At 65.1% G+C, this 26,019-nt stretch carries 30 protein-coding genes; 6 read left to right on the top strand and 24 right to left on the bottom strand.

Annotated elements, in window-relative coordinates:
• Positions 1–110: 110 nt before the first annotated feature.
• The gene (locus QOU61_RS10785) at positions 111–989 is read left to right on the top strand and encodes an ABC transporter substrate-binding protein (protein ID WP_289658223.1); all 879 of its coding nucleotides are present in this window, start codon (positions 111–113) and stop codon (positions 987–989) included.
• Positions 990–1,011: 22 nt separating this feature from the next.
• Positions 1,012–1,785 carry a class II aldolase/adducin family protein gene (locus QOU61_RS10780; protein ID WP_289658222.1) on the top strand — a complete coding sequence of 258 codons (774 nt, stop codon included), beginning with the start codon at positions 1,012–1,014 and terminating at the stop codon, positions 1,783–1,785.
• A gap of 25 nt (positions 1,786–1,810) precedes the next feature.
• On the opposite strand, the gene QOU61_RS10775 is transcribed toward QOU61_RS10780, so the two are convergent.
• The 9 genes from QOU61_RS10775 to QOU61_RS10735 form a co-directional block, all read right to left on the bottom strand.
• The gene (locus QOU61_RS10775; RefSeq protein WP_289658221.1) at positions 1,811–2,599 is read right to left on the bottom strand and encodes a helix-turn-helix domain-containing protein; all 789 of its coding nucleotides are present in this window, start codon (positions 2,597–2,599) and stop codon (positions 1,811–1,813) included.
• A 253-nt stretch (positions 2,600–2,852) separates the two neighbouring features.
• Complete coding sequence (locus QOU61_RS10770; RefSeq protein ID WP_289658220.1) at positions 2,853–3,551, bottom strand: ABC transporter ATP-binding protein; 699 nt, start codon at positions 3,549–3,551, stop codon at positions 2,853–2,855.
• Complete coding sequence (locus QOU61_RS10765) at positions 3,535–4,323, bottom strand: ABC transporter ATP-binding protein (protein WP_289658218.1); 789 nt, start codon at positions 4,321–4,323, stop codon at positions 3,535–3,537. The genes QOU61_RS10770 and QOU61_RS10765 overlap by 17 nt, the downstream gene beginning before the upstream one ends.
• Positions 4,320–5,270 (bottom strand): branched-chain amino acid ABC transporter permease, encoded by a 951-nt coding sequence (locus tag QOU61_RS10760; RefSeq protein WP_289658216.1) that lies wholly within the window; start codon positions 5,268–5,270, stop codon positions 4,320–4,322. Before QOU61_RS10760 ends, QOU61_RS10765 begins: the two co-directional genes overlap by 4 nt.
• 4 nt (positions 5,271–5,274) lie before the next feature.
• Positions 5,275–6,141 (bottom strand): branched-chain amino acid ABC transporter permease, encoded by an 867-nt coding sequence (locus QOU61_RS10755; RefSeq protein WP_289658214.1) that lies wholly within the window; start codon positions 6,139–6,141, stop codon positions 5,275–5,277.
• Between the two features lie 6 nt (positions 6,142–6,147).
• Positions 6,148–6,537 carry a RidA family protein gene (locus QOU61_RS10750; RefSeq protein WP_289658212.1) on the bottom strand — a complete coding sequence of 130 codons (390 nt, stop codon included), beginning with the start codon at positions 6,535–6,537 and terminating at the stop codon, positions 6,148–6,150.
• 11 nt (positions 6,538–6,548) lie between these two features.
• A complete protein-coding gene (locus QOU61_RS10745; RefSeq protein WP_289658211.1) occupies positions 6,549–8,174 on the bottom strand; it encodes an acetate--CoA ligase in 1,626 nt (541 codons plus the stop codon).
• Positions 8,164–8,646 carry a MaoC family dehydratase gene (locus tag QOU61_RS10740; RefSeq protein ID WP_289658210.1) on the bottom strand — a complete coding sequence of 161 codons (483 nt, stop codon included), beginning with the start codon at positions 8,644–8,646 and terminating at the stop codon, positions 8,164–8,166. The genes QOU61_RS10745 and QOU61_RS10740 overlap by 11 nt, the downstream gene beginning before the upstream one ends.
• The gene (locus QOU61_RS10735; protein ID WP_289658208.1) at positions 8,643–9,881 is read right to left on the bottom strand and encodes an ABC transporter substrate-binding protein; all 1,239 of its coding nucleotides are present in this window, start codon (positions 9,879–9,881) and stop codon (positions 8,643–8,645) included. The genes QOU61_RS10740 and QOU61_RS10735 overlap by 4 nt, the downstream gene beginning before the upstream one ends.
• A gap of 110 nt (positions 9,882–9,991) precedes the next feature.
• Between QOU61_RS10735 and QOU61_RS10730 the strand changes: the two genes are divergently transcribed.
• Positions 9,992–10,810 (top strand): IclR family transcriptional regulator, encoded by an 819-nt coding sequence (locus QOU61_RS10730; RefSeq protein ID WP_289658206.1) that lies wholly within the window; start codon positions 9,992–9,994, stop codon positions 10,808–10,810.
• A gap of 26 nt (positions 10,811–10,836) precedes the next feature.
• On the opposite strand, the gene QOU61_RS10725 is transcribed toward QOU61_RS10730, so the two are convergent.
• Both QOU61_RS10725 and QOU61_RS10715 read right to left on the bottom strand, forming a co-directional pair.
• Positions 10,837–12,009, bottom strand: coding sequence for a M24 family metallopeptidase (locus QOU61_RS10725; RefSeq protein ID WP_289658204.1), 1,173 nt, complete (start codon positions 12,007–12,009; stop codon positions 10,837–10,839).
• A gap of 322 nt (positions 12,010–12,331) precedes the next feature.
• Positions 12,332–13,591, bottom strand: a complete 1,260-nt coding sequence (locus QOU61_RS10715) for a D-amino acid dehydrogenase (protein WP_289658202.1) — start codon at positions 13,589–13,591, stop codon at positions 12,332–12,334.
• On the opposite strand from QOU61_RS10715, the gene QOU61_RS10710 reads away from it, so the two are divergent.
• Entirely contained in the window at positions 13,581–13,871 is a 291-nt protein-coding gene (locus tag QOU61_RS10710; protein WP_289658200.1) for a hypothetical protein, read from the top strand. The two genes, QOU61_RS10715 and QOU61_RS10710, sit on opposite strands and share 11 nt — an antisense overlap.
• Here the strand turns inward: QOU61_RS10710 and QOU61_RS10705 are convergent.
• Positions 13,861–14,544, bottom strand: coding sequence for a helix-turn-helix domain-containing protein (locus QOU61_RS10705; protein WP_289658198.1), 684 nt, complete (start codon positions 14,542–14,544; stop codon positions 13,861–13,863). The two genes, QOU61_RS10710 and QOU61_RS10705, sit on opposite strands and share 11 nt — an antisense overlap.
• 205 nt (positions 14,545–14,749) lie before the next feature.
• On the opposite strand from QOU61_RS10705, the gene QOU61_RS10700 reads away from it, so the two are divergent.
• Positions 14,750–15,010, top strand: coding sequence for a hypothetical protein (locus tag QOU61_RS10700; protein WP_289658197.1), 261 nt, complete (start codon positions 14,750–14,752; stop codon positions 15,008–15,010).
• On the opposite strand, the gene ccoS is transcribed toward QOU61_RS10700, so the two are convergent.
• From ccoS to QOU61_RS10640, 12 genes are all read right to left on the bottom strand, one after another.
• Complete coding sequence (gene ccoS / locus QOU61_RS10695) at positions 14,971–15,177, bottom strand: cbb3-type cytochrome oxidase assembly protein CcoS (RefSeq protein ID WP_289658195.1); 207 nt, start codon at positions 15,175–15,177, stop codon at positions 14,971–14,973. The genes QOU61_RS10700 and ccoS overlap by 40 nt on opposite strands.
• Positions 15,177–17,369, bottom strand: a complete 2,193-nt coding sequence (locus tag QOU61_RS10690; RefSeq protein WP_289658193.1) for a heavy metal translocating P-type ATPase — start codon at positions 17,367–17,369, stop codon at positions 15,177–15,179. The genes ccoS and QOU61_RS10690 overlap by 1 nt, the downstream gene beginning before the upstream one ends.
• A 12-nt stretch (positions 17,370–17,381) precedes the next feature.
• Complete coding sequence (locus QOU61_RS10685) at positions 17,382–17,879, bottom strand: FixH family protein (protein WP_289658191.1); 498 nt, start codon at positions 17,877–17,879, stop codon at positions 17,382–17,384.
• A 27-nt stretch (positions 17,880–17,906) separates the two neighbouring features.
• A complete protein-coding gene (gene ccoG, locus QOU61_RS10680; protein WP_289658190.1) occupies positions 17,907–19,364 on the bottom strand; it encodes a cytochrome c oxidase accessory protein CcoG in 1,458 nt (485 codons plus the stop codon).
• A gap of 131 nt (positions 19,365–19,495) precedes the next feature.
• Positions 19,496–20,368, bottom strand: a complete 873-nt coding sequence (gene ccoP, locus QOU61_RS10675) for a cytochrome-c oxidase, cbb3-type subunit III (RefSeq protein WP_289658189.1) — start codon at positions 20,366–20,368, stop codon at positions 19,496–19,498.
• 6 nt (positions 20,369–20,374) lie between these two features.
• Positions 20,375–20,539 (bottom strand): cbb3-type cytochrome c oxidase subunit 3, encoded by a 165-nt coding sequence (locus QOU61_RS10670; RefSeq protein WP_289658188.1) that lies wholly within the window; start codon positions 20,537–20,539, stop codon positions 20,375–20,377.
• 10 nt (positions 20,540–20,549) lie between these two features.
• Positions 20,550–21,284 (bottom strand): cytochrome-c oxidase, cbb3-type subunit II, encoded by a 735-nt coding sequence (gene ccoO, locus QOU61_RS10665; RefSeq protein ID WP_289658187.1) that lies wholly within the window; start codon positions 21,282–21,284, stop codon positions 20,550–20,552.
• An 8-nt stretch (positions 21,285–21,292) separates the two neighbouring features.
• Complete coding sequence (gene ccoN, locus QOU61_RS10660) at positions 21,293–22,948, bottom strand: cytochrome-c oxidase, cbb3-type subunit I (RefSeq protein ID WP_289658186.1); 1,656 nt, start codon at positions 22,946–22,948, stop codon at positions 21,293–21,295.
• 218 nt (positions 22,949–23,166) lie between these two features.
• Positions 23,167–24,501, bottom strand: a complete 1,335-nt coding sequence (gene hemN, locus QOU61_RS10655) for an oxygen-independent coproporphyrinogen III oxidase (protein WP_289658185.1) — start codon at positions 24,499–24,501, stop codon at positions 23,167–23,169.
• Between the two features lie 21 nt (positions 24,502–24,522).
• Positions 24,523–24,762: a hypothetical protein gene (locus QOU61_RS10650; protein WP_289658184.1), complete on the bottom strand. Its 240-nt coding sequence runs from the start codon at positions 24,760–24,762 to the stop codon at positions 24,523–24,525.
• 66 nt (positions 24,763–24,828) lie between these two features.
• Positions 24,829–24,987, bottom strand: a complete 159-nt coding sequence (locus QOU61_RS10645) for a hypothetical protein (protein WP_289658183.1) — start codon at positions 24,985–24,987, stop codon at positions 24,829–24,831.
• Between the two features lie 14 nt (positions 24,988–25,001).
• Positions 25,002–25,724: a CBS domain-containing protein gene (locus QOU61_RS10640; RefSeq protein WP_289658182.1), complete on the bottom strand. Its 723-nt coding sequence runs from the start codon at positions 25,722–25,724 to the stop codon at positions 25,002–25,004.
• A 123-nt stretch (positions 25,725–25,847) separates the two neighbouring features.
• Here QOU61_RS10640 and QOU61_RS10635 point away from each other — a divergent pair, with 123 nt between their 5' ends.
• Positions 25,848–26,003, top strand: coding sequence for a hypothetical protein (locus tag QOU61_RS10635; RefSeq protein ID WP_289658180.1), 156 nt, complete (start codon positions 25,848–25,850; stop codon positions 26,001–26,003).
• The last annotated feature ends 16 nt before the right edge of the window (positions 26,004–26,019 follow it).

Here is a 26,019-nt window from a genome sequence, read left to right as displayed (position 1 = left end):
TTAAATTGCTGGCTGGTTTGGGATTGCTCGTCCTGTTTCAGCAGCCGCTTTTCGCGGCGGACAAAATTTCGGTCGCCTTGAATTGGGTCCCGGCAGGCGATCACGCCGCGATGTATTACGCAAAGAAACTGGGCTGGTACAGCGACGCAAATCTCGAGGTCAGCCTCGAGCCTGGCAAGGGCTCGGTCGGCGTCTTGCAGAGCGTCTCCACCGGCCTGTCGCAGATCGGTCTCGCCGACATGGGCGTGGCGATCGGGGCGCGCGGCAAGGGCGCCAAGGTCGTGGCCATCATGAACATCTACGCAAATACGGCGCTTGGCATGTACTGGCTCAGGAGCAGCGGGATCAGCGATGTCAGGGATTTCGCTGGCAAGAAGATCGGCGTGCCGCCCGGCGACGCGCAGCGAGCGCTCTGGCCTGCACTCGCCGCCAGGAACGGTATCGATCCCAACACCGTCACATGGGTGAACATCGATCCGAACGGAAAGCTGCCGGCGCTGAAGGCGCACGCGATCGATATCACGACGAATTTCTACAATCTGCACCACATCATGTCGCGCGAGCTTGGTTCCGACATGGGCTATCTGTCCTGGGCCAAGGCCGGCATCAATCCGTACGGACTTACGATCTTCGTCAACGAGGATTTCCTGAAGACAAACGAGGACGCAGTTGCGCGTTTCGTCAAGGTGACGCAGCGCGCTTATGGGGCTTGCGTGTCCTCACCGGAACCATGCGTCAGTGCGCTCATCGATTCCGTGAGCGGCCTGAAACCCGACAATGAGCTGGTCAACTGGAAGCTGACGATGCAATTGATGAGCGACGAGATTTCGCGCTCCAGGGCCCTCGGCTATCTGGATCCTGCCCGCATGCAGTCGGACTACGACCTGGTGGCAAAATATCTCGGCGTTGCATCGCCCTTTGAAGTGAACACGATGTTCACGAACCGCTTTCTCGATTCCTCGATCAAGATGATCGAGATCTCCAACTGAGCACTCACGGGAAGCTCCCACGATGAACATTGCCACCAAGCAGCGGACTCCAGCCCAAGCCATTCCGGGGGCAGCCGAACTTGAGGCGCGCAGGCAACTGGCCGCCTGTTACCGGATGTTTGCACGGCGCAACATGGACGATCTGATCTATACGCACCTTTCGGCCCGTCTTCCCGGCCGGGAGAACCGGTTCCTGTTCATCCCGTTCGGAATGTTGTTCGAGGAGGTCACGGCCTCCAATCTGATGGAGGTCGATCTCGAGGGAAACGACGTGGCCAATAGCGGGCAGGCCGTGAATCCGGCCGGATGGATCGTGCACCGTGTCGTCTACGAGGCGGTCCCCGCAGCGCAATCCGTCATGCATCTGCACACGATCTGCGGCACCGCTGTGTCGGCGCAGAAGGCTGGACTGCTGCCAATCAATCAGTTCGCCGTCACCTACAGCGGGAAGATCGGCTATCACGACTACGATGGTCCGGGTCTCCGTCCGGAAGAGCAGAAGCAATTTATCGCTGATCTCGGCGACAGGCCGATGATGTTCCTGCGCAACCACGGCACACTTGCGCTCGGCCGCAGCATCGCCGAGGCCTTTACGCTCATGCATTATCTGGAGCGTACCTGCGAAATTCAGATCATGGCCCAGTCCGGTGGTGCCGAGCTCGCCCTGCCACGCCAGGACATCATCGATACGACCGTGGCGACCGCGCAAGGCGTCGGTGATCGCAGCTTCGGTGATGTTGGCTTCCGCGCGATGTTGCGGAAGATGGACAGGGACGATCCATCCTACCGGGTATGACTTCCCGTCACCCGGCAGCGACTGCTCAGTCCGCAACGACGTACGACCCGCGGCGGTAGGCACGCGGCGTACTGCCGAAATTGTCGACGAAGAAGCGCGTGAAATGGCTTGGTGCCCGGAAGCCGAGGGACTGCGAGAGCTGGTGAATCGGGGTCGTGCTTCGGCTCAGCCGATCCAGGGCCCGCTCGAGCCTGATCGAGTTGGCATACAGGCGGGGCGTGACGCCGATGTACTCGCGAAACAGCTGAAAGAAATGTTGTCTCGATAGCCCGGCGACATCGATCCAGGCCGCAACGCTTTGCGCATCTGCCGGTGCCCTGCTGATATGGTCGACGACCTTGCGGATGCGGAAGTCGATTGTGCCGTTCGGGCTCGGGTCATAGCCGCAAGAACATGCCTCGGAAAACGACTCCAGCATTTCATCTGCGTCCCCGACCGAAGAATGTCCGCGCACGAGGCGATCCCTGATTTCGTTGGCCGTTCGGCGCTGCCGGGGATCGAGCGCCTTGCAAACAACAGTGTCACGGCTCGCCGCGCCCGTCGCCCGGGCCGGAACGCCGGCGTTGATCGAAAGCACGCTCGAGCTTTGGGCCGCGGTTGCCATGCCCGCGTGGGCAACCCATGGCGGCAAAATGATCATCGTATCCTCGGCCAGCACATATCGCCGACCCGCGACGACGATGAGGCGATCGGGACCGTCGATCTTGATCATAACTTGAGCCTGCGGATGAGCGTGCTCGACGACGTCCCCCTCGAGATTGAGCACCGCAATGCGGTCCCGACTGCCGACGATTGTTTTTGGGTCCGGCACCATTGCGACCTCCCCGTGACCTGCCCTTTGGTTTTTCAAGCAAGCTACATGCCATTGACGGCCGTTTCTACCTCCCCTGATGCCGCAGGTCGCCGTTCCGACACGCTTAGCCGAAGGACACGGGTCGAAAGCGCATGCCGTAGCGGAGGGGCTTAAGGCCGTTTGCCGGCCGCCATGCAGTGCCCGCTTCCGGCCCTTCGCTCCGCTTCGCTGCTACGCAGCAACCGCCTCGCTTTCAGTGCAAGGCGGACATGATCTAGAGATAAGACGATTGCACGACCGGCGACTGCCGCAGCATCTCGGCGCTGCCCTCCAGCGTGATCCGGCCGAGATCGAGCACATAGCCATATTGCGCGACGTCGAGCGCGAGCGCGGCGTTCTGCTCGACGACGAGCACCGCGGTGCCGTCGGCGCTGATCCGTCCGATGATCGCGAAGATCTCCTCGACGATCTTCGGTGCCAGCCCGAGCGACGGCTCGTCCAGCAGCAGAATGGACGGCCGCCCCATCAACGCGCGCGCGATCGCCAGCATCTGCTGTTCGCCGCCCGACAGGCTGCGCACCGGCTGCGCGGCGCGTTCGCGCAGGATCGGAAACGCGTCGAGCAGACGCGCCTGATCCGCCTGGATTGCCTTGCTGTCGCTGCGCAGGAAGGCGCCGAGCCGGAGATTGTCTGCCACGCTCAAGCTTCGGAACAGCTCGCGCTGCTCGGGGACGAGCGCCACGCCCGCCTTCAGCGCCCGGTCCGGCGTCGCATTGGCAAGCGGAGCGCCGTCGAGCTCGATCGTGCCCGCCGACCGCGGCAGCAGGCCGACCATCGTCTTCAAGAGCGTGGATTTGCCGGCGCCATTGGCGCCCAGCAACGCGACGATGGCGCCGCGCGGCACCTGAATGGAAACGCCATGCAGCACGCTCTTCTTGCCGTAGCCGGCGTGGAGGTCACGCACCGAAAGCATGCGCCGCCTTCTCCCCGAGATACGCCCGGATCACCTCGGGCGACTTGCGCACGGAAGCCGGATCGCCGTCAGCGATCTTGCGGCCGAAATTGAGCACGCTGATACGGTCCGAGATCGCCATCACCAGCGCCATCACGTGATCGATCACGAGGATGGTCAGCCCGCGCTCGGCGCGCAGCTTGAGCAGAATACGGATGAGGTCCTCGACCTCCGCCGCGCGCAGGCCTGCCGCAGGCTCGTCGAGCAGCAGCAGCCTTGGACGGGTGGCGAGTGCGCGGGCGATTTCGAGCCGCCGCTGGCTGCCGAACGGCAACGCCGAGGCGGCCGTGTCGGCCTGATCCCGCAGGCCCACCAGCGCCAGCAGATCTTCCGCTTCGCGCCGCGCTTCGGTCTCGCGCCGCCGATAAGCGCCGCCATGCGCCGCGGCACTCTCCAGCCCATAGGCATGGTGGCGGTCCGACCCCACCATGACGTTCTCCGCCGCGCTCATCTCGCCGAACAGCTCGGTGTTCTGGAAGGTGCGGGCAATGCCCCTGCACGACACGAGATGGGGCGGGGAGCCGTCGATGCGCAACCCTGCGAAGGAGATCGCACCGGCGCTCGCACGATAAAGTCCGGTGATGACATTGAGCAGCGTGCTCTTGCCCGCGCCGTTCGGCCCGATCACGGCCTGGATCGCGCCGGGTGCGACGTCGAGCGAGACGCCATTCAGCGCAACGATGCCGCCGAACCGGACAGTGACGTCGGTGACGCTGAGCAGCGGTTCGCTCATCGCGGCCCCTCACCCGATCGCGTCAGGTTGAGGCGGAGCGCGGACGGGCGCAGGCTGGCAAGCCCCTCGGGCCGCAACACGATGAAGCCGAGCAGAAGCAGCGCAAAGACGAGGCCGAGATAGGACTGGAAGGCCTGCAGCCATTCCGGAATGAAGACGAAAATCGCGCTCGCGACGATGATGCCGAGCGGCGACAGCATGCCGCCGACGACCGCGATCGCAAGATAATAGATCGACTGCGTGATGCCGAATTGCGAGGGATCGAGATAGGTCGACAATAGCGCCAGCAGCGCGCCGCCGATCGCGCCGAGAAAGCCGCTCGCCGCGAAGGCCGCGGCCTTGTAGCGGCGCACGTTGAGCCCCATCGCTTCCGCCGCGGTCTCGCTCTGCCGCAGCGCCGCGAGCCCGCGGCCGAACCGCGAGCGCATGACGTTGCCGGTCGCCAGGAACAGCACGACCGTGACCGGCAGCACCAGATAATAGAGCTCGCCGCCCTTGCTCAAGATGATACCGAAGATCTGGAATGCCGGCACCGCCATGCCGGCGGCGCCGCCGGTGAGGAGGTCGGAATGAACAAGCGCGAGCTGCACGATCGCGGTGAACGCCAGCGTCGCGAGCGCGAGATAATGGCCGGACACCCGCAGCGTCATCTGGCCGAGCACAAAGCCGCCGGCGCCGACGACCGCAGCGGTTGCGGGAATGCCGAGCCAGAGCGGCAGTCCCCAGGCGGCGGCAAGGATCGCCGGACCATATCCGCCGAGCCCGACGAAGGCCGATTGCGCGAGCGAGATCTGCCCGGCGAACCCGGTCACCACGATCTGGCCGAGCACGACCAGTGCTGTCGCGGCGATCAGGCAGATCTGGAACAGGCGGAATTCCGGCAGAACATGCGGCGCCGCGAGGAACAGCACCAGCCCTGCCGCGCCGAGGACGATGCGCACGGTCATCGCGTTACACCTTCTTGATCGCGAGCACACCGAGCAGACCTTGCGGACGCGCCAGGATGATCGCGATCAGGATGCCGTAGCTGATCATGTCCTTCAGCGCGGTCGACACATAGGTGCCGCCGAGTGCTTCGAGAACGCCGAGCAGGATGCCGCCGCAGACCGCGCCGGCCAGGCTGTTGAAGCCGCCGAGCACCGCCGCCGTAAAACCCTTGATGCCGATCAGGCCCATGTCGGGCGACAGCGTGAGCACCGGCGCGACCAAGATGCCTGCCACGGTCGCGAGCACCGAGGCGATCACCCAGATCATCAGGAACACCTGGGACACGCGGATGCCGACGATGCTGGCTCCGACCTGGTTGTCGCAGGCCGCCATGATCGCCTTACCGTAGACGGTCTTCTCGAACAGCAGGAACAGCAGGCCAAGCACGAGCACCGAGACGCCGACAATCGCGAGATTGGCCGGCACCACCAGGATTCCGCCGACCGGGACCGAGGTCTGCGATAGCAGGAACGGGAACGGCCAGGCGTTCGGCCCCATATAGGCGCGCAGGAATTCGCGCATCACGGTGCCGAGCGCCAGACTCGCGATGATCCGCGACAACAGCGATGCATTGCGCAGCGGCCACATGAAGCCGCCATAGATCACCGCGCCCATCAGCACCGACAGCAGCAGCGCCGCAATCACCGAAGCCCAGAACGGCAGGCCGATCAGGACCTGCGCCATCAGCGCGAGATAGGCGCCGAACGTCACCTGGTCGCCATAGCCGAAGTGAACAACGCCGGTGCCCTTGTGGATCAGCACGAAGCCGAGCGCGATCAGCGCGTAGACCGCGCCCGCCGTCGCCGAACTGACCAGGACCTGCGCAAGCATTTCGCCCTACACCGCCGCGATGCCCTTGATCTCGATCAGGGCGCCCTCGCGAATGAGGCCGCTGACGACGACGCCGGTCGCGGCGGGCCACGGCGGTCCCTTGAACAGCTCGCGGCGCAGCGCCGCGGTCTTGTTGTAGTCCTCGAGCGACAGAAAGTAGTCCGTGGTCTCGACGATGTTGGCAAGGCTTGCGCCGGCGCTTTTCAGGATCAACTCGAATTTCTCGAAGATGCGCCTCGTCTGCGCCACGATGTCGCCGGGGCCGACGATATTGCCGGCATCGTCGGTGCCGGTGGTGCCCGACAGGAAGATCAGGTTGCCGACGCGCACCGCCGGTGAGAACGTATACCGCGCGGGCCATTTGTCGTTCGGGAAAATCGGCTGATAGGTCGCCATCGCTGTCTCCTTCAAGGGCGTGCACGCAAGGCAAAACGCTGGATCTTGCCGGTCTCGGTCTTCGGCAAGGCATCGACATATTCGATCAGGCGCGGATATTGGTGGCGGCCCACCATATCCTTGACGAGGCGGACCAGCGCTTCGGACAATTCATCGCTGCCGGAGATGCCCGGCCGCAGCACCACGAAGGCCTTCACGATCTCGCCGCGCAGCTCGTCCGGCTTGCCGACGACGGCGGCCTCCGCCACGGCCGGGTGCTTCAGCAGCGCGCTCTCGATCTCGAACGGGCCGATGCGATAGCCGGCGCTCTTGATCATGTCGCCGGCGCGGCCCTCGAACCAGAAATAGCCCTCGCCGTCCTTGCGGCCGAGATCGCCGGTCGCAATCCAGCCGTTGTGGACCAGCTCGCGCGTGGCCGCCGGATCGTTCCAGTAGTTCGACCAATAAAGGCAATCCGGATCGGGTTTCTTGCCGATCAGGCCGACCTCGCCGGCCGGCAGCTCGCGGCCGGTCTCGTCGATGATGGCCATGCGGAAGCCGGGAAACGGCCGGCCCATCGAGCCCGCCTTCACCGGCATCGCGATGGCGTTGAAATTGCCGATCGGGATCGCGAATTCGGTGGCGCCGAAATGATCCATCGGTGTCAGATTCCAGAGCCGGTGGAAGGCGTCGACGACCTTGGCATTGAGCGGCTCGCCGCAGCTCGATATCGCCCGCAAGGCGATCGACGCGCGGCTGAGCGCGTCCTCGTCCAGCACCAGCAGGCTGCGCAACAGCGTCGGCGTGGTGGCGAGGTTGGTGACGCGATAGCGCTCGAGGATGGCGAGACAGAGCTCCGCGGACGGATTCTCCTCGACCGAGACCACGGTGCCGCCTGCCGCCAGTGCGCCGAGATAGCACACGAAGCCATAACCCCAGCCGGGATCGCCGGTCGGCCAGAACACGTCATCGGGACGGAAGTCGAGGCCATAGACCATGTAGGGCCAGATCGCGCCGAGAAAATTCACCGCGATCGCGCCACCCTTCGGCGGACCGGTCGAACCGGAGGTGTAGATCAGCGCGGCGATGTCGCCGCGGTCGCAAGGCACCGCGGCGAATTCCGCAGCCTCCGCCCGCAGCGCGCGATGAAAATCGATCCAGCCCGAAGGCAGCGCCGCGTCCTCGCCAGCGACACAAATCACCTGCGCCGTGATGCCATCAGGCAGGTGTCCCTTCACCGCGTGGTGCGTGACGAGGACTTTCGCCGCGCAATGATCGAGACGGAAGCGGATCGCGTCCGAGCCGAAGCCGGTGAAGACGGGCACGTAGATCGCGCCGACCTTCAGCGTGCCGATGATCGTGACCAGCACGTCGACGCCACGCGGCATCAATCCAGCGACGCGATCGCCGGCCCTGACGCCAAGCCGCGTCAAGAGATTGGCGAAGCGGTTGCTCGCTTCCGAAAGGTCCTGGTACGTGAAACGCCGCTCGCGCCCGCCCCTGCCGACCGCGATCAGCGCGACACGCCCGCTTTGCGCGTGGCGATCAACGATGGAATGGCCGAGCGAAACCTTCTCGCCCGGCTTCCAACCGAGCGCCTCGTGGATGGCGCTCCAGCGGAACGACTGCACGGCGTCGGCGTAAGCATCAGGCGGCATGGGACGGTCCGGCGGCTGGTGGCCGCAGCGCAAGCAGGTAGACGTGGAAACCTTCAAGGACGGTTTCGCCGCGGCCATTCACGAGACGGACGTTGAAGCGCACCAGCGCCTTGTCGCGGCCTTCCTTGCGCGCGATCGATGCGACCTCGAACTCGCTTTTCACGGTATCGCCGACGAAGACCGGCTTGAGAAAGCGCATGCCGTGCTCGACGAAGGCGACCATGGCATCCTCGATCTGATGCGACATCGCGGTCGCCCCGAGCGCAGTCATCGACGTCACCAGCAGGCCATGCGCAAGCCGCTTGCCGTAGCGCGTCTTCTTCGCATAGGCGTCATCGTAATGGATCGGATGATCGTCCCCGGTCATCCGGGCGAAATCGGCGAACTGCTCGTCGCCGATCACGCGCGGCTCGCCGGAGAAGGTCTGCCCTATCCGCAGATCGTCGGCGAAGATTTGCGGCAGCGCGCTCACTTGCCCGCGCCTTCGGCCCGCACCACCACCGGCAGGATCTTGCGGGACAGATCGCTCTGGATCTCGACGACCTTGGCCGACTGGTTGCCTTCGCGCTCGGTGGCGCTGAACGTCGTCGGCAGGATCAGCGGGTTCTCGAAGTTCTTCAGCGACTCCAGCGCCTTGATGAAGCCCTGCTGGGTGAGCTCGGGTCCGGCCCGCCGCAACGCCTCGATAAAGACCTGCCCGCCGCCATAGCCGAGCACGTCGCCGAGATCGGGCCGTCCCTGGCGCGCGAGATCGGGGAAACGCTGCTCGAAAGTCTTTGCGAACTTCACCGCGGCCGGATCGTCGCCCTCGGGCAGCACCTTCAGGGTCAGGATGTTCTGGGTGCCGGCGGCGGCTTCGCCGACGATCTTCGGATAGGCGCGGCTGCCGGCGGAATTGGCGCCCATGATCTTGGCCTTCAGCCCGAGCTGCTTGGCCTGGCGCGTGATGATGGCCGACGGGTTGGGATAGCCGTAGACGATCAGCACGTCGGGATTGGCCGCAATCGTGCGGCTGAGCTGCGCGGTGAAATCGGTGTCGGAGATGTTGAAGACCTCGCTGCTCGCAAGCTCGATCTTGCGCTCGCTAAGCCGGCTCGTGATGCTCTCGCCGCCGCGCTTGCCGTATTCGTCAGACTGGCTGATCAACGCGATCTTCTTGGCGCCGAGGTGATCGACCACATAGTTGGCGATCGCCGTGCCCTGCTGGCGGTCGTTCATCGGGCCGGTGCGGAACAGGATCGGAATCGGCGGCTCGGTGACGGCGGGCGTCGAGAACACCGATACGAAGGTCGGCGTGGTGGAGCTCTTCAAGGTCGGCACCAGCGCCTGCCCGATCGCGCTCGACGCCGGCCCGAACACCGCGAACACCTTCTCCTGCTCGACCAGCCGCTTGTAGGCCGCAATCCCCTTTGGCGGCGAGGATTCATCGTCGAGCGAAATCCATTCGAGCTTGCGGCCGTTGATGCCGCCGGCGGCGTTCGCCTCCTCGAAGGCGATGGTGGCGCCCGCGAGATTGCCGGTTCCGAAGATCGCGAACGGCCCGGTCAGGCTGCCGAGGACGCCGATCTTGATCTCCTTGTCGCTCACGCCCGGCTCCGCCGCGACGCCGCGCGCCGGCAGCGCCAGCGCGACCGAAGCCGCCGACAGCAGGATAAAGGCCGCCTGTCTCAGCCTCACGAAAGGACCACACGCTCGTTCCGCTCTCATCGCCGCTCTCCCAATAAATCTCGAAAATCGGAAAGTTTTCTTGATTATTGAAAAGGCTAGGGTTAAGCGTATTCGCTGTCAAGGCGGCCTTTGGCGCTGTGGAGTTCCACGTGACTGTGAAAAACGACCTGCCGCTCGAGCGCTATTTCAGGATTCTCGAGACGATTGCCGTTTCAAAAGCAGGCCTCGGCGTCTCCGACATCGCCGAGCGCTGCGACCTGCCGCTCGCGACCGCGCATCGCCTGCTGCAGAACCTGCAAGGCACCGACCTGATCGGCAGCGCCGGCGGAAAGCGCAAGGACTACCAGCTCGGGCAGCGCCTGCTGCGACTATTGCACGCGGGCTCCGACTCCGCATGGCTTGCGATTTCGGTGCAGCCGATCCTCGACCGCCTGGTCGGGGAATTCGGCGACACCTGCTATCTCGCGCGGCTCACCGGACACGAGGTGATCTCGGTGGCATGGGCTGTGCCGAATGACGGGCTTCGCGCCAACGTCATTCCCGGCCATACGCTGGCGCCGCATGTCGCAGCGTCGGCGAAGGCGATCCTCGCCTTCCAGTCGCAGGAGCTGATCGACCGCGCGCTGAAGGGACCGCTGCCGAAGCTCACGCCGGAAACCAAGATTTCGCGCAAGGAGATCGACGCCGATTATGAGGCCGTGCGCGAGAACGGCTTTGCGACCTGCTGGAACGAGATGGAGCTGGGACTGGGCGCGATCGCCGTGCCGATACCGCTGGCGGATGTCGGCATCGTCTACAGTCTCGGTACCGCAGGCCTGATCGACCGGCTGACCCGCAGGCCGATCGCACGTTCGCTGAAAGTGCTGCGCTCGGCGATCGAGCCGCTGACCAAGGCGCTCAGCGAACGCCAGCCCGCAGGCGGCGCGGCGGCGCAGCCGTTGCGGCCGGAACGGTTGCGCTCGCGATAGGACCGTTCTTCGAAAGCGATCGATCGTCAGCTTTTCGACAGCAGGACGCGCGGAAAATCCGCAAAGCATTCGGCGCCGCGCTCGGTGACCGCGAAGGTCTCCGAGATCACCAGCCCGTAGTGGTCCATCCAGATCGCGGGAATGCAGTGGAAGGTCATGTTGGGCGCAAGCTCCGTGCGGTCGCCGGCGCGAATGCTGGCGGTGAGCTCGCCCCAGGTCGGCGGATAACCGATGCCGACGGGATAGCCGATGCGGCTGTCCTTCTCGATCCCATGCCTGGCGATGACAGATTTCCAGACCGCAGCAAGCTCCTCGCACACGACGCCCGGCCGCACCTTGTCGAGCACCGCGGCCAGCCCCTCCGCGATCACCTTGGCGACGAAATCCATCCGCTCGGTCGGCCGTCCCAGATAGATGCAGCGCGACAGCGGCGAATGATAGCGATGCCGCACGCCGCCGAGCTCGATATAGAAGATGTCGTTTGCGGCGAGCGGCGCGTCGGTCCACGACAGATGCGGCGCCGAGCAATATTCGCCGACCATCGCGTTCGGCGGCTTGCAGGGGAAGGTGCCGCCGAATCCGGGCAAGCCGGCCGTGGTGACGCGATAGACCTCGGCCATCACGTCGCATTGCCGCACGCCGGGGCGCGCGGCATCGAACGCGGCCTGCTGCGCGGCGGCTGCGATCTTCCCGGCCTGGCGCATATAGTCGAGCTCGCGCGCCGACTTGACCATGCGGCAGCGGTTCACCAGCAGGAAGGCATCAACGAAGCTGCAGTTCGGCAGGCCCTCGCGCAGGATCGCGTCCCACTTCGCCGTATAATAATAGTCATCGCTCTCGACGCCGACCCGTCCGATGTCCCAGCCGCGGCGGCTGATCTCCTCGGCGACGAACTGCATCGGATGCAGCTCGCTCGATCCGACATAATGGTCGGGATAGGGAACGACGTTGCTCTCGTCGAGGAAGGCGGTGAATTTTGCACCGACCGCGTCCATCTTGCGGCCGATCCAGATCGGCTCGTCATGGTGCAGGCTGACCGCGACCATCTGCGGCGTATAGAACGACCAGCCGTCATAGCCGGTGAGCCAGAACTGGTTGGCGGGCGAGGCGACCAGCAACAGATCGATGCCGCGCTCGGACATGGCGTCTTTGGCGCGCCTGACGCGCGCCTGATATTCGGTGCGATCGAACAGCAGCATGCTGGCCTGGCTCCCCCCTGGCGCCGTCATTGCGCGGCCATCCATCAAAGCCCACAAAGCCGACGCCAACAAGGTTTACCGCCTGCGCCGCCGCTTCGACCGGGGCGACGGCCGCCGATCGGTCCACGCCGGCTTCGGCTTGGCGCCGATCCGCACGCGGCCAAACCCCGCGGCCCGCAGTAAGCTGGCGCGGCGCTGCAACGATCTTGATCGATTTCGACGCCGGGCGCATTGCGCCCGGCGAAATGACGGTCGAGGAAACGGGCTGGGAGCTGTTCCGCGTGATCCTCGACGTCGCGAGCGGCCGCGAGCCGGTCGCCGGTCAGGCCGCCGCCGCCAGCGGGAGAGAATGCGGTCCGATGAGATCGGCGACCGTGCGCGCGGTTGCGCCCGCAAGCGTCCAGCCCAGATGGCCGTGCCCGGTATTGTAGAAGACGCCCGCGCGCCGCCCCGGCCCGACGAACGGCATCATGCTCGGCGTCATCGGACGCAGCCCCGCCCACGGCTCGGCCAGCGACGTGTCGACATCGGGGAAGTTCGCCCTCACCCAGTCCACCAGCGGCCGAACCCGGTCCACCCTGATATCGCGATTGAAGCCGTTGAACTCAGCGGTGCCGGCGATGCGGAAACGGTTCTCGCCCAGCCGGCTGGTGGCGATCTTGGCGCTGTCATCGAGCAGGCTGACCTGGGGCGCGGCACGCCGCGCGGTGGCCGAGGTCAGCGGCACCGTGATCGAATAGCCCTTCACCGGATAGATGTTGATCCGATCGCCCAGCATCGCGGCGAAACGGCGGCTCGCAACGCCGGCGCAGATCACCACCTGGTCGAAGTTCGCCGTGGTCGGGGCGCCGGTGGCGTCCGGCGACAACGGCGCGCTGCGCCACTCGATCTCGAATTCGCTTCCCACAGGCTTGATGCGCTCGACGTCGGCGTCCTGCACGAAGGACGCGCCGCGCCGCATGCAGGCCTTGGCAAGACCCCGGGTGAATTTGTGGATATCGCCGGTCGTGTCCGACGGCGTGTAGAGCCCGGCAAAATAGTTGCCGCTTAGAGCCGGGTCCAGGGCACGGATCTCCTCCGGCGTCACCGGAAACCGGTCCAGGCCGCCGGCGCGCAGGAGTTCGTTGACCTTCAGTCCGCTTTCGAACGCGCTCCTCTCACGATAGAGATGCAGGATGCCCTTGGTGGCATAGTCGAACGAAATGGCTTCGCGCTCGGCAATCTCGCAAAGATGCCGCCGTGCCTCGATCGCAAGCCGCGTGGTCTCGATGGTGTTGCGCCGATAGTTGAACACGTTGCCGGCGAATTCGGCGAGCCAGGAATATTTGTGCCAGCTCGGCGCCGGATTGAACAGCAGCGGCGCCTGGCGGCGGAACATCCAGCGCACCCCCTTGAGCATCGTGGCCCAGGAGGTCCAGACCTCGGCGTTACAGGCCGAAAGCTGGCCGCCATTGGCGAAGGATGTTTCCATCGCCGGATAGCGGTGACGGTCGAACACCGTGACGGTGTGGCCGAGATCCTGCAGCGCATAGGCCGTGGTCACGCCGGTCACGCCGGCCCCTATGATGGCAATGCGGGACATCGATCAGACACCTCCTGAACCTCATTCCCGGGCGCATTTGAGCCGTCAACGGCAGCGCGCACCGGCAGATGATGGCTTTTATCAGGAAGTTGGCTTTGCTTTCCTGCGAATCTCGATCGTTCACGCCATATTGCGACAGAAATTAATGTTTTTGGTTCGATTTACGCAGAATTCCAAACTGGATTCGGCCGATGGCCGTGGACGGTCGCTGGCAGGCAAAGAAAAGCGGCCGCCGCGCAGTGCGCCGCGGCCGCAATCCTCGAATCGATTCAGCCGTTGAGGTGATTGAGCGCCGCGCGGTTGCGGAACTGGACGCGCCGCGAGGTCTCCAGCGCGATCATGCCGGACTGCACGAACTGGGTGAAGGTGCGGGAAACCGTCTCGATGGTCAGCCCGAGATAGTCGGCGATGTCCTGGCGCGACATCGGCAATTCGATCGCCGTTCCGGACGAGCCGCGGCCGGCCATCTCCAGCAGGAACCCGGCGACGCGCTCTTCGGCATTCTTGATCAGGATCAGCGAGTGCTGCTGCACCCGCCGCAGCTCCTGCACGGTCAGCTTCCAGAGCTGCCTGGCGAGATCCTTCTCGTGTTCGGCGCGCGCCATCACGCTCGCGCGCTTGACGACCAGGACCTGCGATTCGGCCACCGCTTCGGCGGACGACAGGTGAACGTCGCCGGCCTCGATGCCGAAGATGTCGCCGGGAAGATAGAACGCGCTGATCTGGCGGCGGCCGTCGTCGAGCATCCGGTAGGTGCGCACGGCGCCGGAAATCACCTGATAGAGATATTCCGCGGGCTCGTCCTCGCCATAGACTTCGGCGTTTCGGGCAAAGCGCATCGGCGCGCCCATCAGCGCCAGCGGCCCCTCGGGCAACGAGTTGCTGCGAACCGACACCGGCGGGCGGGCGTAAATCGGCGACTTGGCGGTGGTGACAGCGGCGGTGGCGAGCATGGTGCAACTCCCGGTTCAATCGTTCATGGCCGGGAGTTTGCCGGTTTCCCAAAATTCCGAAATTTGGATATTCCCCCTAGGTATAATCCCGTAGGTCTCCGTAATTTTACGGCTTTGGCGCAGCGCCGGCCCCCCGTTGAGGCAGGTCAAGGCGAGAACGCGCGCCTGCCGCGATACTGGATTCCATCATCCACGGGGACTGCCGATGTCCTGGCTCATGATGTCCTGGCTCAAGGCGCTTGTTGCGAAGTTCACCGCGACTCCGGAATGGCGCGAGATCGCGACCGCGCCGCTTCATCGCGAGCTCGAACTCGCCGTGATCGGCGACGAGATCAGCGTGCTCGGCTTTTCCTGTCTGCGTTGCGCCGACGGCTGGCTCGACGCCGAGACGCTGCGGCCGGTCGCGGTGACCGCGACGCACTGGCGCTACCGGCAACCGGCCGTGCTGCCTTTTTGCTGCTGCTGAGATTGCACTTCCACCACCGCCTCAGCCGGTTCGTCATCGGCGATGGCGCGCCACGCCGCGCCATCGAGGTCCTCATACTGGCCACTGCGCAGCGACCACAAAAAGCCCATCAGGCCGAGAAAGCCGAGCGTGATGGCGAGCGGGACGAGAAACACCAGGACTTCCATCAGACGGCCTCCTTCCTTGCGGACCGTGCGCGCAGCGCATTGAGCATGACGAGCAGCGAGGAGCCGGACATCGCGGCCGCCGCGATCAGCGGCGTGACCACGCCGGCAACCGCGATCGGCACCGCAAACGCGTTGTAGACCACCGCAAGCCAGAGATTTTCGCGCATCAAGCGCAGCGCCCTGCGCGAGATTGCAACCGCCGACACCACCGGCGTCAGCCGATCGCCCAGAAACACCGCGTCCGCGACCGCCTGGCTCATATGGGTCGCGGTGATCGGGGACATCGAAGCGTGCGCGGCCGCGAGCGCCGGCGCGTCGTTGAGCCCATCGCCGACCATCAGCACCTTGGAGCCGCGCTGCGCGACGTCGGTGATCCGCGCGATCTTGTCGACCGGCGTCATTTCCGCGCGCCACTCGCTGATTCCAAGCGCTTCCGCCGCCGCGCGCACCGCCGGCTCGCGATCGCCGGAGATGATTTCAACCGCGATGCCCAAGCGCTGGAGCCGTGCCACGACCTCCGGGGCGTCGCCCCGCAGGCGTTGTCTCACCGCAAAAACGTGACAGACCTCGCCATGCCTGAACGCCACGACCGAGGCTTCCGGATCGCGGCTCAGGATCGCATTGGCCAGCCGGTCGGCGCCGCAATAAGACGGCCGGCCGAGCCTGATCTCGACGCCATCGAGCAGGCCATGGACGCCCTGCCCCGGCTCCTCCTCAACACCCGATAGCGGCGCGGTGGCAGAAGCCGCGCGCGCGATTGCGACGGCCACCGGATGACGGCTCGACAGCGCAAGGCGCCCGGCAAGCGCGACGACATCGGCCGGAATGTTGGCGAGGTTCGCGACATCAAGCTCAGGCAAGGTCAGCGTTCCCGTCTTGTCGAAGATGACGCGATCGACCTCGGCCATGCGCTCGATGGCGTCGCCCGCGTTGAGCAGCACGCCGGAGCCGAACAGCGCGCCGGAGGCGACCGTCTGCACCGCTGGAATGGCAAGCCCGAGCGCGCAGGGACAGGTGATGATGAGGACGGCGATCGCGGTGACGATCGAGTCATGCAGCGTCGCGCCGGCGACAAGCCAGCCCAGCATGGTCAGGAGCGCCGCCGCATGCACGACCGGCGCGTAAAGCCGCGAGGCGCGTTCGGCGAGCCGCAGATAACGCGAGCGGGCCTGCAGCGCATTGTCGAGCAGCCGCGAGATCTCGGAGAGCAACGTGCCTTCCGAAGCCGCCGACACGCGGACGCGCAAGGTGCCGGACCGCACCAGCGTGCCGGCGAACACCGCGCTGCCGGCCGTGGCGGTCACGGGGAGCGTTTCTCCCGTGATCAGGCTCTGGTCGATCTCGGAGCGGCCGCTGACCACGGTGCCGTCGACGGTCGAGCGCTCGCCCGGCCGCAGCAGGACGATATCGCCCGGCTCGATCGCCGCGACCGGGACGGTGCGGATCTCGTCGTCGTTGATGAATTTGGTGGCGGTTTCCGCCTTCAGCGCTGCGAGATTGCCGGCGAACGCGCGCGTCCGCCGCCGCATGTTCTGGTCGAGATAGCGGCCCGCGAGCAGGAAGGCGATCAGCATGATCGCGGCGTCGAAATAGGCGTGCTCGGCGTGGAAGGCGGTCTCGACCAGCGACATCGCGAGCGCCAGCACGATGCCGATCGAGATCGGCACGTCCATGTTGACGCTGCGCACCCTGAGCGCCGACCAGGCGGACGCGAAGAACGGCTGCGCGGAATAGGCCGCGGCCGGCAGCACGATCAGCGCCGACAGCCAGTGGAAGAAGTCGCGCTGCTCGGGCAGCATGTCGCTGAGGTTGCCGGACCAGACCGGCACCGACAGCATCATCACGTTCATGGCAGCGAAGGCGGCAACGCCGAGCCGGCGCAGCAGCGCACTGGCGCGCTCGGCCTCCTGCGTCTCGGCCCCTGCCCGCTCGAATGGATAGGCCTTGTAGCCGAGCGCGGCGAGCCGGTCGACGAACATCGCCGGGTCGATCGATCCCGCCTTCCACTCCACCGCCAGGCGATGGTCGGTCAGGTTGACGCGCGCCAGCGTCACATCGGGAATCTTCGCAAGGCTGCGCTCGATCCTGGCCATGCAGCCGGCGCAGTTGATGCCCTCAACCGCGAGGTCGAGGTGCAGCACGCCGCTGCCCGCGCTCCTGAGGTAGTGGGAAAAGTCCATGGTCGCCTGCATCAGACCGCCCCCTCACTTCAGGACGATGCGATTGCGCGACCGGAACAGGCGCTGCCCGTTCGCGTCCGCCTCGATGACGAGTTCCCACTGACCCGCGGCGACGCCGCGCGCCGTGCCGCGATAGGCGGAGCCGCTCGCGGCAAGCTCGAAAGCCTGGTCGGCGCGCCGGTCGGTCGGCCGTTCAAGCCGGGCAAAGACGGCAAGCCCGGTGAGCGGCGCACCATCCCCGTCACGCGCATCGATATTCAGCGTCGCGACGCCGTCGGCGCCGCGCTCGATATGCGCGTCGACCTTCCAGTTGCGCATGGCCTGCTGCTGGGCGGCCTGGATTTCCTTCTGATAGGCCAGGCTCGCCGCGTAGGCGCTGTCGACCTCGGTGCCCGGGAGCGTCGCGATGGCAAGCCGCATCATCACCACGTTGACGCTGATCACGACGGCGAAGAAGGCGACGACGGCAATGAGAACGAAGCGCCCGGTAATTGGCCGCATGGTCGAAGCGGGGGTGTTCATGGCTCTCGCTCCTCGTCGTCCCGGATTTTAAGGCGTGACAAAATGGTCGGTCGCGGTCGCGACCTCGCCGAGCCCGATGTCGGTGACGCGGAACGTCACCGGCACGCTCTTCTCGGCCTTCTCGTCGAAGGGTGCCGTGACCAGCACGCGCAACTCGGTGGTCTGGTCGCGGCCGATAATGATCATCGGGCGATCCGGCGTCACCGAGTCCAGGCCGACGACATGCACGGACGCGTTGGCGGGGCCGTCGACATCGACCGCGATCACGCGGTCGAAGCCGCGCTTGTTCAGGAAGCGCAGGGTGTAGCCGTTGCGGATCGAGCCGTCGCTGAGCTTGACAGCGACCGGATTGCGGTCGTGCAGCACGTTGACATCGAGCAGCGTCCGCGTCAGCAGCGCGTAGAGCATCACCGCGCAGACCGCGACGATCAGCGAGGCATAGACCACGGTGCGGGCGCGCACGGGCTTGAAGACCTCCGCCTTGCCCGCGATCCGCCGCTGGACGTTGATGTCGTTGTCATAGCCGATCAGGCGGGCCGGACGACCAATCTTGCGCATCACGGAATCGCAGGCGTCGATGCAGAGCCCGCACTGGATGCAGCCGAGCTGCGCGCCGTCGCGGATGTCGATTCCGGTGGGGCAGACCGCGACGCACTGGTAGCAGTCGATGCAGTCGCCGACCTTTTCCCCGAGCGCGCGCAGATCGATCGCCTTCTTCACCGAGCAGCGCGGCTCGCCGCGATCATATTTGTAGGTGACGTTCAGCGCCCATTCGTCGGTGAGCGCGGCCTGGATGCGCGGCCACGGGCACATGTAGACGCAGACCTGCTCGCGCATGTAGCCCGCGAGCAGATAGGTGGTGGCCGTCAGGATGCCGATCCAGACATAGGCGATGGCCGGAGCCTGGAAGGTGGCGAGATCCTTCACCAGCGTCGGCGCATCGGAGAAGTAGAGCACCCAGGCGCCGCCGGTCCACCAGGCGATCATCAGCCAGATCGCATGCTTGGCGACAAGCCGCGCCGCGCGGTTGACCGTCATGCCCGCGGCGTCCGCCTTCATCCGCTGCCGGCGATCGCCCTCGATCCAGCGCTCGACCGCGTAGAACAGGTCGGTCCACACCGTCTGCGGACAGAGATAGCCGCACCACACCCGTCCGCCCAGCGCGTTCATCAGGAACAGCGCGATCGCGGCCAGGATCAGTAGCCCCGTGAAGTAGTAGATCTCCTGCGGCCACAGCTCGATGAAGAAGAAATAGAACCGCCGATTCGGAAAGTCGATCAGCACCGCCTGGTCCGGCGCGCCGAGCCCGCGATTCCAGCGCACGAACGGCAGCAGGTAGTAGACGCCGAGGCAAACCGCCATCAGCCCCCATTTGATCCTGCGGAAGGTGCCGGACACCTTCTGCGGATACACCTTCTTGTGGGCCACATAGAGCGGACCGTCATCGTCAGCAAGGAGTTCGTCGGTGGACACGGTCTTGTTCATACCGGAGGCTCGGGTGATCCTGGCCTGAACCTAAGGCGCGATCGCGCCGATGAGCTTGACCTACATCAACGATAAAAGCGGGCCGGAAAAAACCGGCCCGCCGCACCCCAGCCTCGCGTTGCTTTCCCGGCCTATTTGCCGCCGCCAAGCGAATGCACGAAGACCGTGAGCGCCTTGATGGTGACGGGATCGAGGCGTCCGCTCCAGGCCGGCATGACGCCGGCGCGGCCGTTGGTGATGGTCTCCACCAGCGTCGCCTCGTCGGCCCCGTACAGCCAGATATGGTCGGTCAGGTCGGGCGCGCCGAACTCCTGGTTACCCTTGCCGTTCTCGCCATGGCAGCTCACGCAGTTCTCGGCAAAGATCTTCTTGCCGGCTGCTGCATCGTAGCCGGGCGCAGTGGAAAGCCCCGACAGCGACCGGACATAATTCGCCACCGTCACGATCTGGTCCGGCTTGAGGATGCCGTCGCGGCCGAACGCCAGCATCTGGCCTTCATGCGCCTTGGCATTGCCGGACCGCGCGCCGTACTGAATGGTCTGCATGATCTGGTCGAGCGAGCCGCCCCACAGCCAGTCGTCGTCGTTGAGGTTCGGGAAGCCCTTGGCGCCGGCGCCGCCGCTGCCGTGGCACGGCGCGCAGTTGTCGGCAAACACCGTCTTGCCGCGCGCCCGCGCCAGCGCCAGCAGCGCCGGGTCCTTCTCGATCTCGGCGAGCGAGGCGTTGCCGAGCACCTTCATCTTCTCGCCGCGCATGGCCTCGAGGTTCGCCAGCTCCTCGGTGACGCTCGCGCGCGTCGAATAGTGGAACAGGCCCGTGGTGTAGCCCGTCACCAGCGGCCAGGCCGGATAGACGACCCAGTAGCCGATCGCCCAGACGATGGTGGCGTAGAACGTCAGGATCCACCAGCGCGGCAGCGGCGTGTTCAGTTCCTTGATGCCGTCCCATTCGTGGCCGGTGGTGGTGCGGCCGGAAACGCTGTCGACTTCGTGATGCTCGCTCATGATCTGTCAATCCTCCCGCAGCGGCATCCTGGCCGCGTCATCGAACAGCGCCTTGTTGCGGGGACGCAGCGCGTAGATGACGATGGCGACGAAAATGGCGACGAAGATCGGCGTCCAGAAGGTCAGCACGAAGCTCGATGCCAGGTTCTCGATTGAAACGATCGCTTTCATGTCGGCCCCCTCAGCGCAGGTTGGCTTTTTCGTCGTAGAGCTTAAAGTCGACCAGCGTACCCAGCATCTGCAGGTAGGCGACCAGCGCGTCGAGCTCGGTCGGATTGCCGCTCTTGCCATCGAAATTTCGCACGACCGCTTTCGGATAGCGCTTCTGGAAGCCGTCGAGACCGGGGCTGTCGGGATCGGTCTGCGCCTTCAGGTCGGCCGCGGCATTGGCGATCTGGTCGTCGGTATAGGGAACGCCGACCGCGCGGTTGGTGCGCAGGTGCGCGGCGACGTTGCCGAGGTCGACCTCCGTCGTCGCCAGCGCCGGATAGCCCGGCATGATCGACTGCGGCACGATCGAGCGCGGATCGATCAGGTGGCGGACGTGCCAGTCGTCGGAGTACTTGGCGCCGACCCGCGCCAGATCCGGGCCCGTGCGCTTCGATCCCCACTGGAACGGGTGATCGTACATGCTCTCCGCCGCGAGCGAATAATGGCCATAGCGCTCGGCCTCGTCGCGCAGCGGGCGGATCATCTGCGAGTGGCAGAGATAGCAGCCCTCACGGACATAGATGTTGCGGCCGGCCAGCTCCAATGGCGTATAGGGCCTGACGCCGTCGACCACCTCGATCGTGCTCTTCAGGTAGAACAGCGGGGTGATCTCGACGAGGCCACCGATCGCGATGACGGCGAGGATGCCCACGATCAGGATGATCGAGTTCTTCTCGAAAATGGCGTGTCGGTTCCAGAGAGACATGCGATGACCTATTCGGCGGGTTGCAGCAGGCCTGCGCCCTGCGTTTGATCGACTTCACCTGCGTTGACCGTCATCCAGAGATTGAAGGCCATGACCAGCGCTCCGATCAGGAACAGCGCGCCGCCGGCCGCGCGGATGATGTAGAAGGGATGCATGGCTTCGACGGATTCGATGAAGGAGTATTCGAGGAAGCCGAGCGAGGTGTAGGCGCGCCACATCAGGCCCTGCAGGATTCCCGACACCCACATCGCGGAGATGTAGAGCACGATGCCCAGCGTCGAGATCCAGAAGTGCCAGTTGACGAGCTTCATGCTGTAGAGGCTCTTGCGGCCCCACAGCCATGGCACCAGGCAATACAGCGCGCCGAACGAGACGAAGCCGACCCAGCCAAGCGCGCCGGAATGCACGTGACCGATGGTCCAGTCGGTGTAGTGGCTGAGCGAATTGACCACCTTGATCGACATCATCGGCCCTTCGAAGGTCGACATGCCGTAGAAGGCGACCGAAACCACCATCATGCGCAGCACCGGATCGGTGCGCAGCTTGTCCCAGGCGCCCGAGAGCGTCATCAGGCCGTTGATCATGCCGCCCCAGGAAGGCATCCACAGCATGATCGAGAAGGTCATGCCGAGCGTCTGCGCCCAGTCGGGCAGCGCGGTATAATGGAGATGGTGCGGGCCGGCCCAGATGTAGAGGAAGATCAGCGCCCAGAAGTGGATGATCGAAAGCCGGTAGGAATAGATCGGCCGCTCCGCCCGCTTCGGGATGAAGTAGTACATGATGGCGAGGAAGCCGGCGGTGAGGAAGAAGCCGACCGCATTGTGGCCGTACCACCACTGGAACATCGCATCCTGCACGCCGCCCCAGGCGATGTAGGATTTCGACCCGAGCAACGACACCGGCAGCGCCGGGTTGTTGCCGAGATGCAGGACCGCAATCGTGATGATGAAGGCGAGATAGAACCAGTTGGCGACGAAGATGTGCGGTTCCTTGCGCTTGACCAGCGTCATCAGGAACACCAGCAGATAAGTCACCCACACGATGGTCAGCCAGAGGTCGGCGTACCACTCCGGTTCGGCATATTCCTTGGACTGCGTCACGCCGAGCAGATAGCCGGTACCGGCGATGACGATGAAGAAATTGTAGCCGAGCACGACGAACCACGGCGCGATGTCGCCGGCCATGCGCACCCGACAGGTCTTCTGGACGACGTAGAACGAGGTTGCGATCAGCACGTTGCCGCCGAAGGCGAAAATCACCGCCGAGGTGTGCAGCGGCCGCAACCGGCCGAACGTGGTCCACGGCAGATCGAGATTGAGCGCCGGCCATGCGAGCTGGCAGGCGATGATCAGCCCGACCGCGAAGCCGGCAATGCCCCAGAACATGGCCGCGCCGGCTGCGAACTTGATCGGCCCGAAATTGTAGTTCGGCCGCCCGCCGATCTCCTGTGGCGGCAACTCGGCCGGCCGGTCGTAGTAGCGGTTCAGGATCATGAAGGCGGCGAACAGGCTCGCCACGCAGCCAAGCGAAGCATGAAAGGCAAACGGCGCATCCTGCGCCATCGCCGCCCCGACCAGGCAAAGGAATGCAAGCACGACGAACAGCGGCGCAAGAATCGCTTCGCCTGATGTCATCGATTTCGAACTGATGGACGCGTTTGCCATGGCGCGACTTTCTTTGTGGATCTGCGCCGTCTAGGAACCACAGCGGACGCACCGGCGATTTGATCGAGATCAAGCGATGCGAGGTTGAGCGCCAAATCGATGCCGATATCCGTGGAATCCCGGTGGCGCCGGGACGCGCCAGCGCCAAGGTCAGGCCCTTCTGCGAGGCAGCCGCAGCGAACGAATCGGATTAATTTGATTTCCGGTCGATGCGGCGCTCAGACAGCGCGGCTGAACTGCAGCGCTTCGCTGCGCCTGAAGGCGTCGAAGGTTGCGGCGATCACCCGGACCACGGCGCGCCCCGCATCGGTCACGACAAGCCTGCCGGCCACGGTCTCGATGAGCCCGTCCCTTCGCATCGGATCGAGCTGCGCAAGCTCTCCGGTTAGATCAAGACCAGGCGCGAGCGCATCCAGATCGGCCTCGAAGTCGCACATCAGCCGCTCGATGATCCGCCCGCGCGCGCGATCCTCCGGCGAGATCCGGCAGCCCCGCACTGAAGCGAGCGCGCCACTCCCGATCCTGCGGACATAACTCGGCACATCGGCAATGTTCTGGACGAAGCCGTTGGCAAAGGTCGAGATCGACGACGCGCCAAAACCGAGCAGCACCTTGCGGTCGTCGTCGGTATAGCCCTGGAAATTGCGGTGCAGCTTCCCCGAAACGGTAGCCCGCGCGAGCGGATCGTCCGGCCGCGCGAAGTGATCGATGCCGATCGGCACATAGCCCGCACCCGCGAGCGCTTCGGCCATGGCTTCGGCCTGCAGGATGCGCTGATCCTGCGACGGCAGCGCGGCCGCATCGATCCGGCGCTGGTTCGCCTTCAGCCGCGGCAGGTGGGCATAGCCGAAACAGGCGATCCGCCGCGGCGACAGCGACAGCGCCTCGATGCAGGTCCTGCGGATCGATTCGACCGACTGCAGCGGCAGGCCGTACATCAAATCGAAGCTCAGATTGTCGATGCCGGCGGATCGCAGGCGATCGACCGCCGCCTGCACCATGGCAAGGGGCTGCAGCCTGCCGATCGCCGCCTGCACCAGCGGATTAGTGTCCTGGATGCCGAGGCTCGCGCGCGTCACGCCGAGCGTCGCCAGATGCTTCGCGAGCGTCTCGGTTACATGGCGCGGATCGAGCTCGATCGCATGCTCCAGTCCATTCGCAAGGGAAAAACGCTCCTCAATCACGGCCAGAACCGATTCCAGCCCGGCGGCCCCGAGAATGCTCGGCGTGCCCCCGCCCCAATGCAGCCGCGCGACACACAGCCGCCGTTTCGCAAGGCGGCTCGCGTGGGCGATCTCTGCCTCCAGCGCCCGGCGATAGTCCGCAATCACGTCGTCGCGGATCGCCTTCTTGGTATTGCAGCCGCAATAGAGACAGATCTCGCGGCAATAGGGCACATGCAGGTAAACCGAAATGCTCTCCTGCGGATCAAGCGCGCCAAGCCAGGCGGCATGATCGCCTGGTCCGACCTGCGCGGTAAAATCGGCCGCGGTCGGATAGGAAGTGTAACGAGGCACGTTGCGCTCGGCGTATCGTCGGGCGGTGCTGTCCACGGCTTGCCTCGTGCGCGTCCTTCAGTTCGCGGCGTCGGCGAGCCACGCCCGCGACACGCCGGTCGGCGAGCGGAATTCCACCGCATCGGCGAAGATGGTCCAGTCATGGACGTGCTTCTGCCGGCAGAACTCGGTTTCGGCGCGCCGCACGGCATCACTCAGCGAAGTGGCCTCAATCGCAAACGCGGCCTGGCAGGCGCGGTGCTCGTGACCGGTATCGTCGCAGACCGTCTTGATGAAACGTACGTCGAATGTAAGCACGGCGGTCCTCCCTTGTCTTGAACGACGATCCGACATTTTCGCAACCGGCGCCTTGATCGGGGTCAATCAGACGGAGCGGCGGAGCGTCCAGCCGGTCGCCAATACCAGGAAGCCGAGGATCAGGATGACGGCCACTACTGTTTCGACCAGGCTGAGATTCAAGGCTTCGTTCGCAACGAACAGCCCCGCGATCGACGTCAGCAACATCATGATGAGGCGAAACATCGATTCGCGCTCCGTCAGCCCGTTGCCTTGATGTCCTCGGGCGATTCGACGTAGAAGCCCGAATAGGTGTCGACGAAGGCGAGGTGATCGTGCACCTCCTTGACACCGGCGACGTTTTCCGCCGCCACGATCGCGGCCTGCCGTGCGTCGGCGTTGATGATGATGCCGTGCAGATGGACGACGCCGTCGCGCACCGTCACCTGCAACCCGATCGGCCGCCAGTCGGTATCGAGGATCGCGTGCGTGCAACGCTCGCGGATATGGTCGTCATCGGCAGTCGGGTCCGGCACGTCGCGCGCCAGGCTCGCCACCGCCTGAACGAGGTTCGCGCGTGAGACGATGCCGACCAGGCGGTCGCCGCTCACGACCGGCAGGCGCTTGACGCCGTTCTTCTCCATCAGCCGCACGATCTCGTCGAGGCTGGTCTGCTCGGTCACGGTCAGCGGCTCCCCGGTCATGACCTCCTCGACCTTGCGGCCGCTGGCGTGGACGAACTCGCTCGCCGCGCGCGACGGCCCGACAAAAAACTGCAGCCAGCGCGGGCGCTTGCGCTGCGTACCGATCTCGGCGCGCCGCAGGAAATCGCCCTCGGTGACGATACCGACCAGCTTGCCGGTGTTGTCGATGACCGGAAGGCCGCTGACGTGATTCTCGAGCATCAGCTTCGCTGCCTCCACGATCCTGGCCTCGGGCCCGACCGTGATCACGTTCCGGGTCATGATCTGATGCGCGCGCATGACAATCTCCTGATCTGCTGATGAGACGATCCTACGCCGCAGGCATCGAACCTGTTTGATCCACGTCAAGGCGCGACCGCGTCGATTCGGCGAGTGTGGTTTCATCCAGACAGGAGATCAGCCATGCCCGTTTCAACAATGATCCTGCTTGCCGGTGTGGTCGCGATGTTCGCGGTCTTCGCCGGCGCGCTGGCCTGGGCGGAGGCGCAAACGCGCAACCTCACGACCGGCCCGGCGCCGGCCGATTTCACCGATCCGCCGAAGCGGCGGTCGCTCTGAGCGTCCCGAGCCGCCG

The organism is Bradyrhizobium sp. NP1 (assembly GCF_030378205.1).
GTDB lineage: Bacteria > Pseudomonadota > Alphaproteobacteria > Rhizobiales > Xanthobacteraceae > Bradyrhizobium.
Note: the sequence above shows the minus strand (reverse complement) of the source record. Positions and strands in the feature narration are given on the sequence as shown.